The sequence below is a fragment of the Polaromonas sp. genome (assembly GCF_030682935.1).
Lineage (GTDB): Bacteria > Pseudomonadota > Gammaproteobacteria > Burkholderiales > Burkholderiaceae_C > Polaromonas.
Genome location: NZ_JAUXNA010000064.1, coordinates 1 through 6,854, shown reverse-complemented (window position 1 = coordinate 6,854; position 6,854 = coordinate 1). Strand labels below are relative to the sequence as shown.

Sequence of the window (6,854 nt, the reverse complement as noted above, 5' to 3'; positions counted from 1 at the left end):
TGGAGCAGTTGCTGCGCCATGGCCAGGCCCATGCCGCGCGAGGCGCCGGTGAGGATGAAGAGGTGTTGTGTCATGCCCCCATGGTAGCGGCCAGCGCCGTGCGCTGGGCCGTCAGGCGTCCACCACGATGGGAAATGTCGCGTGCAAGCCGTCACTGCCCGGCGTAAAAGGCACGGTCAGCGCGGCGCGTGCAGCGTCATCGGGCAGGCGCCGCCACAAAAAATCGCGCGCATTGCCCGCATCGCCGGCCACGTAGAGCTGAGTCGTCAACAACTCGTGCGGCCCCAGCCTGACCTTGACGTGAATGTGCGGCGTGCGCCCGCTGTAGGGCGCTGGGCGTATGGTGCGAAAGCGGTAATTCCCATCAGCCCCCACGGTGACGCGGCCAAAACCCTGAAAGGCCGCATCGGCGCGGCCGCCGTCGCCAGGATGGTGGTAGTGACCCGCATGGTCGCATTGCCAGATTTCCACCTGCGCGCCGCGCACCGCCCGGCCGGCGCGGTCTGTCACCGTGCCTTCCAGCCATGCCGGCTGGCCGCGCCCATAGCGCTGGCTGCCGTTTCGCAGCAAATCAAAGTCGGTATCGGCTGGCAGGGTGACCGGGTAGAACGGGCCTTCGGTCTGGGCCGGCGTGAGTATTCGCGCCTGCGGGGCCTGCGCGCGGGCCCCGGTCCATACGAAGGGCGCAGCCACCAGCGTGGCAACAAGCTGGCGGCGCAGCGGATTACGGGGGGCCGCCAGGGGTGAATCTTCGGGGCTTGAATGAGGGGTCATGGCGGAGTCTCCTGAAGCAAGCTTGTCAGACTGCCGCCACGCTGAACAAGTTCCGCCTTCCGCGCTGCACCGGTCCGCATGCCGGCTCAAGCGGGCGCGTCAGTCAACCAGAATCCGCGCCAAGGCCTGTGCATCGACATGGCGGGCGGCCCCAAACCCCGCCACCTGCCGTGCGCCGGTGGGGCGCAGCAGCACAAACATGAAGTCGCCCAGCGCGGTCATGGGCTCGGCTTCGGGAAAGCGCGCCAGGTAGGCGGCGCGTGCAGTGGCCCAGGCGGTGCTGTCCCGCGCCGGCACTTGTGCCACCGCGTCCAGCGTGACGCGCGGCAGGGCATGCACTGGTTGCCCGTCGACTTCAGTCGCCATGACCATCAGCGACACCTGCGGGTGCGCGAGCAGGTTGCGCGTGTGCGCGGCCAGGCTGCTGATGTGAACCACCAGGCAGCCATCTAGCCGAGCGAACGGCACCATCGACACAAACGGCAAGTCAGGGCGCTCGGTGTCCAGCGTGCCCAGCGCCGCCACCCGGCGCGTGGCCAGCAGATCGCGCAGGGCGCGGTTCAGGCGGGGTTCGTGGTTCATGGAGGGGTTTCGGCAACGGTGACAAAGAAAAGGTTGAGGTGATTCTGACACTCCGGCGCGCGCCGGGCGCTTGCTACCGCAGGGCCGTTGCGTTGCGTCAAGTCGCGCGGGCGCGCGCCCTGCCACCATGCGGGCATCGCCCACTTTGCCGCAGGAGCTTGAGATGACCGTACAACGCATTCTTTTGATTCAGGGCCACCCCGACGCCACCCAGCGCCACCTGGGCCACCTGCTGGAGGACGCCTATGCCAGCGGCGCGCTCGCGGCCGGGCACCAGGTGCGCCACGTCCATGTGGCTGCGCTGGATTTTCCGCTGTTGCGGAGTCAGGAGGCCTGGGACCATGGCGAGTTGCCGCCGGCCTTGTTGCCGGCCCAGACCGACATTGCGTGGGCGCAGCACCTGGTGCTGTTTTTTCCGCTTTGGCTGGGTGACATGCCCGCCGTGCTCAAGGGTTTTCTGGAACAGGTGGCGCGCCCGGGATTTGCCTTCAAGGCAGAAGGCGCCAATCCCTTTGGCCACAAGGGGCTGGCCGGGCGTTCGGCGCGCGTGGTGGTCACCATGGGCATGCCGGCGCTGCTGTACCGCTGGTATTTCCGCGCACACAGCGTCAAATCCCTGGAGCGCAACATCCTGGGCTTTGTCGGCATTGCACCGGTGCACGAAACCCTGATCGGTATGGTGGACCGGCTTGGTGAAATCGGTGTGGCCGAGTGGCAGGCCAAGATGCGCAAGCTGGGAAGCCGGGCTCAATGAATCGGTGAAAGCATCTGGATTTATACATAAAATAAGCGCTTTGCCCTGTAGTGGCGGGCGCAAGCAGCTATCAAAATAGTAGTATTTTTGCGGCATCCGGGTTACGGCTGCGCCTGCCAGCCGCCGCCCAGCGACTGGATCAGGGCCACGGCGGTGGTCTGGCGGTCTGCCATGGCCTGCACCAGTGCGCGGCGTGCGCTGAGCGCGGTGGCCTGCGCGGTGATGACTTCGGAGTAGCCGACCTGGCCGCTGCGGTAGCGGTTGAGCACTTGTTGCTCGACCTGGTCGGCTGCTGTGGATGCCTGACGTCGCAATTCCTGCTGGGTCAGCAGCACGCGGGTGGCTGCCAGCTGGTCTTCAACCCCCTGAAACGCGGCCAGCACGGTTTGCCGGTAGCGCGCCACAGCTTGGGCATGGCCGGCTTCGCTGCCTTCCACGCGGGCGCCGGTGGCGCCCGCGTTAAACAGCGCCTGGGCCGCTGACAGGCCCAGCGCCCAGACGTTGCTGGACGCACTGAACAGGTCCGCCACGCGGCTGGCGCCCAGCCCATAAGACGCACTCAAATTAAGGCTGGGGTAGTAGGCGCTTCGGGCAATGCCAATCTGACCGTTGGCCGCCGCCACGCGGCGCTCGGCGGCTGCAATGTCGGGCCTGCGCTGCAATAACGTTGACGGCACCCCCACGGGGACTTCAGGCACCACCGGGTTCCAGGCTGTGGCGGCCAGCGAGAAGTTGCCGGGCGCCTGTCCCACCAGCACGGCAATGGCGTGTTCGAGCTGGGCCCGCTGGCGCTGCAGCCCGGCATCGTCGGCCTGGGCATTGGCCAGCTGGGTTTGCGCCTGCAGCACATCGGTTTTGGCGGAAATGCCTGCGGTATAGCGGTTCTGCGTGATTTCAAGGGCGCGCTGGTAACCGGTAAGGGTGTTGGCGAGCAGCGCTTTTTGCGCGTCGGCCTGGCGCAGCGAAAAGTAATTGATCGCCAGCTCGCCCTGCGCCGACAGCGTGGCCGAGGCCAAATCTGCTGCGCTGGCCTCTGCATTTGCCGCAGCGCCGTCAGCCGCACGGCCCAGGCGGCCCCACACATCGGGCTCCCAGCTGCCGCCTATGCCAAGCTGGTAGTTGTTACTGGGGCTGCCGCCGCCACTGCCTGAACGCCTGCCATGTCCATCGAGGGTGACCGAGGGGAATAGCGAGGCCCGCTGCTCGCGCACCAGCGCGCGTGCCTGGGCATAAGCGCCCACGGCAGCGGCCACGTTCTGGTTCGACACTTCGACGCGCGCAGCCAGTTGGTCGAGCACCGGGTCGCCAAAGAGCTGCCACCATGGGCCGCGTTCCAGCGCATCGGCAGGCGCGGCGGGCACCCAGCCTTCAGCCTCCTTGAAGGTGCTGACATCGGGGGTGGCCGGGCGCTGGTAGTCGGGGCCGACGGCGCAGCCGCCCAGACACAAAAGCAGGGCCGTGGCGATCAGGCGAGGGGTCAGGATGGGGTGCATGGAATCACTCACTACAGTGGCAGCGGCGCATCCGGATGACGGCTTAGCTGGCGCTCCGACGGGCTGCGACGGCGCAGCTTGTCGAGCAAAACATAAATCACCGGCGTGGTCAGCAGGGTCAGCAGCTGGCTGGCGATCAGCCCGCCGATGATGGTGATGCCCAGCGGGCGGCGCAGTTCGGCGCCCTCGCCAAACCCGATCGCCAGCGGCAAGGCGCCCAGCATGGCGGCCAGCGTGGTCATCAAAATGGGGCGAAAGCGCAGCAGGCAGGCCTCACGCACGGCTTGTGCGGCCGAAATGCCGCGCGAGCGCTCGGCTTCGATGGCGAAGTCGATGATCAGGATGGCGTTTTTCTTGACAATGCCGATCAGCAGAAAAACGCCGATCAGCGCGATGATGGAAAAGTCCATCTTGAACAGCATCAGCGCCAGCACCGCGCCCACGCCGGCCGAGGGCAGGGTGGAGATCACCGTCAGAGGGTGTACCAGGCTCTCGTAAAGAATGCCGAGCACGATGTAGATCACCACCAGCGCGGCCAAAATCAGCAGCGGCTGCTGGTTTTGCGACTCCTGCGCGCTGCGCGCCGTGGCCGCAAAACTGCCGCGCACATTGCTGGGCAGGCCAATCTCGGCTTCCGCCTGCAGCACGGCGGCTTCCGCATCGCTGAGCGTGCTGCCGGGCGCCAGGTTGTACGACACCGTGGTGGAGAGCTCGCCGTCCTCGTGGCTGACCGAGGCGGCGGTGGTCCTTTCGCTAAAGCGCGCAATGGCCGACAGCGGCACCATGGTGATGGCGGAGCCTGTCGCCGCGCCGCTGCCGCCTTTCACCGGAATGTAGATGTCTTTCAGCGACTCCGGGCTGCGGGTAAAGCGCGGCGCCACTTCCATGATCACGCGGTACTGGTTCAGTTCGGTGTAGATGGTGCCGACCGGGCGCTGGCCGAAGGCGTTGTAAAGCGCGTTGTTGACATCGCGCGAACTGATGCCCAGCCGCGCCGCGCTCGCCTTGTCGACCGTCACCATGGTCTCGACACCGTTTTCTTCCTGGTCGGTGTCCACGTCGGCCAGTGCGGGCTGGCGCTTCATCTGATCGGCCAGGCGCGTGGCCCAGCGCGACAGATCGGCCGTGTTGTCACTTTTAAGGGTGTACTGGTAGGTCGAATTGCTCTGACGGCCACCGCCGCGCAGGTCTTGCACCGGGTTCAGAAACAGCGTGACGCCCGTCACCTGCGCCAGCTGCGGCCGTAGCCGCGCAATCACGGCCTGGCCCGCGTCGGTGCGCTGCGCCACCGGCTTGAGGTTGATGAACATGAAGCCGCCACCGGAACGCGAGCCACCGGTAAAACCGACCACCGTGTCCACCGCCGGGTCACGCTCAATGATGTCGACCAGTTGCTTGAGCTTGCCCTGCAGCGCTTCGAACGAAATACTCCGGTCGGCGCGCAAGCCGCCCCGGATCTGCCCGCTGTCCTGCTGCGGAAAATAGCCCTTGGGCACCTTGACATAGAGGTAGACATTCAGCGCAATCACCGCCAGCAACAGCGCGATCACGGTCCGCCGGTGGGCCAGCGCCCAGTCCAGGCTGACTTCGTAGGCGCGGAGCAGGCGATTGAACGCGTTTTCAAAGCCCCGGGCCAGGCGCCCTGGCGGCTTGCTGCTGCCCGCCGGCTTGAGCAGCCAGGCGCACATCATGGGCGTGGTGGTCAGTGAAATTACCAGCGAAATCAGCACGGCCGCCGACAGCGTGACGGCGAATTCCCGGAACAGCCGCCCCGTCTGCCCGCCCATGAACAGCAGCGGAATAAACACCGCCACCAGCGACAGGCTGATGGACAGCACCGTGAACCCGACTTCGCGCGCGCCCAGCAGTGCCGCCTTGAAGCGGTCCATGCCGGCTTCAATGTGGCGGCTGGTGTTTTCCAGCACCACGATGGCGTCGTCCACCACAAAGCCGGTCGCGACCGTGAGCGCCATCAGGCTCAGGTTGTTGAGGGAAAAGCCCAGCAAGTACATCACGCAAAAAGTGCCCAGCAGCGACACCACCGTGGCCACAGCCGGAATGAAGGTGGCGCGCGCACTGCGCAAAAAAGCGCTGACCACCAGTACCACCAGCGCAATGGATATCAACAGCGTGAGTTCGACTTCGTGCAGCGACGCGCGTATGGAGTTGGTACTGTCTGACGCCACCTGCAGCTGCACATCGGCGGGCAGCTGGGCCTGCAACTCCGGCAGCAGGGCGCGCACGCCGTCTACCGTTTCAATCACGTTGGCACCGGGCTGGCGCGTGACCAGCACGATGACGGCGGGCTGGCCATTAAATAGCCCCAGCGTGTTGGTGTTTTCCACGCCATCCAGGACTTCCGCGACATCGCCCAGCCGCACCGCTGCCCCGTTGCGCCAGGCCACCACCAGGTCCCGGTAATCGGCGGCGCGCCGCCCGCCCGTGGCGGTGTTGGCGCCCGCGTAAATCTGCAGGCGCTGGCCGTTGCCTTCAATCGCGCCGCGGGGCCGGTTGGCGTTGGCCGACTGCAGCGTGACGCGCACGTCCTCCATGCTCACGCCATAGCGGTTAAGCGCAAACGGGTTCATCTCTACCCGCACGGCGGGCAGCGAGCCGCCGCCGAGTTCCACATCCCCCACGCCAGGCACCTGGGCAATTTTTTGCTGCACCAGGTTGGACACTTCGTCGTAAATCTGCCCCGGTGAGCGGGTCCTGGAGGTGAGCGCCAAAATAATGACTGGGGCCGCCGCCGGATTGGCTTTGCGGTAAGTCGGGTTGCTGCGCAGCGTGGCGGGCAGGTCGGCGCGGGAGGCATTGATGGCGGCCTGCACTTCGCGGGCGGCGGCGTCAATCTTGCGGTTCAGGTCAAACTGCAGGCTGATGCGGGTCGAGCCGGTGCCGCTGTTGGAGGTGATTTCATTGACGCCTGCAATCACCGCCAGGCGCCGCTCCAGCGGTGTAGCGACGCTGCTGGCCATGGTGGCGGGGCTGGCGCCGGGCAGCGACGCGCTGACCGAGATCGCGGGGAAGTCAACCTGCGGCAGGGGCGAGACCGGCAGCACGAAGAACGCGCCTATGCCGGCGAGTGCCAGGCCGATGGTGAGCAGGACGGTGGCGACGGGGCGGCGGACGAAGGGTTCTGAGAGGTTCATTTCTCAATCCCTTCCTGTTCGGTCTGTGTTATTCGTGCTGGCTTGGGGGCCGGGTCTCGCCCCGGTGGCGACTCACTTGTTCTTTGCTTCGCCAAAGAA

5 protein-coding genes are annotated in these 6,854 nt (G+C 66.2%); 1 reads left to right on the top strand and 4 read right to left on the bottom strand.

Features of this window, described 5'->3' with window-relative positions:
- Positions 1–111 precede the first annotated feature (111 nt).
- Both Q8K05_RS02450 and Q8K05_RS02445 read right to left on the bottom strand, forming a co-directional pair.
- Positions 112–774, bottom strand: coding sequence for a protocatechuate 3,4-dioxygenase (locus Q8K05_RS02450; RefSeq protein WP_305244954.1), 663 nt, complete (start codon positions 772–774; stop codon positions 112–114).
- A gap of 99 nt (positions 775–873) precedes the next feature.
- Complete coding sequence (locus Q8K05_RS02445; protein WP_305244953.1) at positions 874–1,356, bottom strand: HugZ family protein; 483 nt, start codon at positions 1,354–1,356, stop codon at positions 874–876.
- Positions 1,357–1,519: 163 nt separating this feature from the next.
- Here Q8K05_RS02445 and Q8K05_RS02440 point away from each other — a divergent pair, with 163 nt between their 5' ends.
- Positions 1,520–2,110, top strand: a complete 591-nt coding sequence (locus Q8K05_RS02440) for an NAD(P)H-dependent oxidoreductase (RefSeq protein WP_305244952.1) — start codon at positions 1,520–1,522, stop codon at positions 2,108–2,110.
- A gap of 101 nt (positions 2,111–2,211) precedes the next feature.
- Here the strand turns inward: Q8K05_RS02440 and Q8K05_RS02435 are convergent, their stop codons facing one another.
- Both Q8K05_RS02435 and Q8K05_RS02430 read right to left on the bottom strand, forming a co-directional pair.
- Positions 2,212–3,603 carry an efflux transporter outer membrane subunit gene (locus tag Q8K05_RS02435; RefSeq protein ID WP_305244951.1) on the bottom strand — a complete coding sequence of 464 codons (1,392 nt, stop codon included), beginning with the start codon at positions 3,601–3,603 and terminating at the stop codon, positions 2,212–2,214.
- An 11-nt stretch (positions 3,604–3,614) separates the two neighbouring features.
- The gene (locus tag Q8K05_RS02430) at positions 3,615–6,755 is read right to left on the bottom strand and encodes an efflux RND transporter permease subunit (RefSeq protein WP_305244950.1); all 3,141 of its coding nucleotides are present in this window, start codon (positions 6,753–6,755) and stop codon (positions 3,615–3,617) included.
- Positions 6,756–6,854 lie beyond the last annotated feature (99 nt).

What these genes read in the sequence shown, in the direction of transcription:
- Q8K05_RS02450 (WP_305244954.1), bottom strand. Translation starts at nt 774, where the DNA reads ATGACCCCTCATTCAAGCCCCGAAGATTCACCCCTGGCGGCCCCCCGT.
- Q8K05_RS02445 (WP_305244953.1), bottom strand. Translation starts at nt 1,356, where the DNA reads ATGAACCACGAACCCCGCCTGAACCGCGCCCTGCGCGATCTGCTGGCC.
- Q8K05_RS02440 (WP_305244952.1), top strand. Translation starts at nt 1,520, where the DNA reads ATGACCGTACAACGCATTCTTTTGATTCAGGGCCACCCCGACGCCACC.
- Q8K05_RS02435 (WP_305244951.1), bottom strand. Translation starts at nt 3,603, where the DNA reads ATGCACCCCATCCTGACCCCTCGCCTGATCGCCACGGCCCTGCTTTTG.
- Q8K05_RS02430 (WP_305244950.1), bottom strand. Translation starts at nt 6,755, where the DNA reads ATGAACCTCTCAGAACCCTTCGTCCGCCGCCCCGTCGCCACCGTCCTG.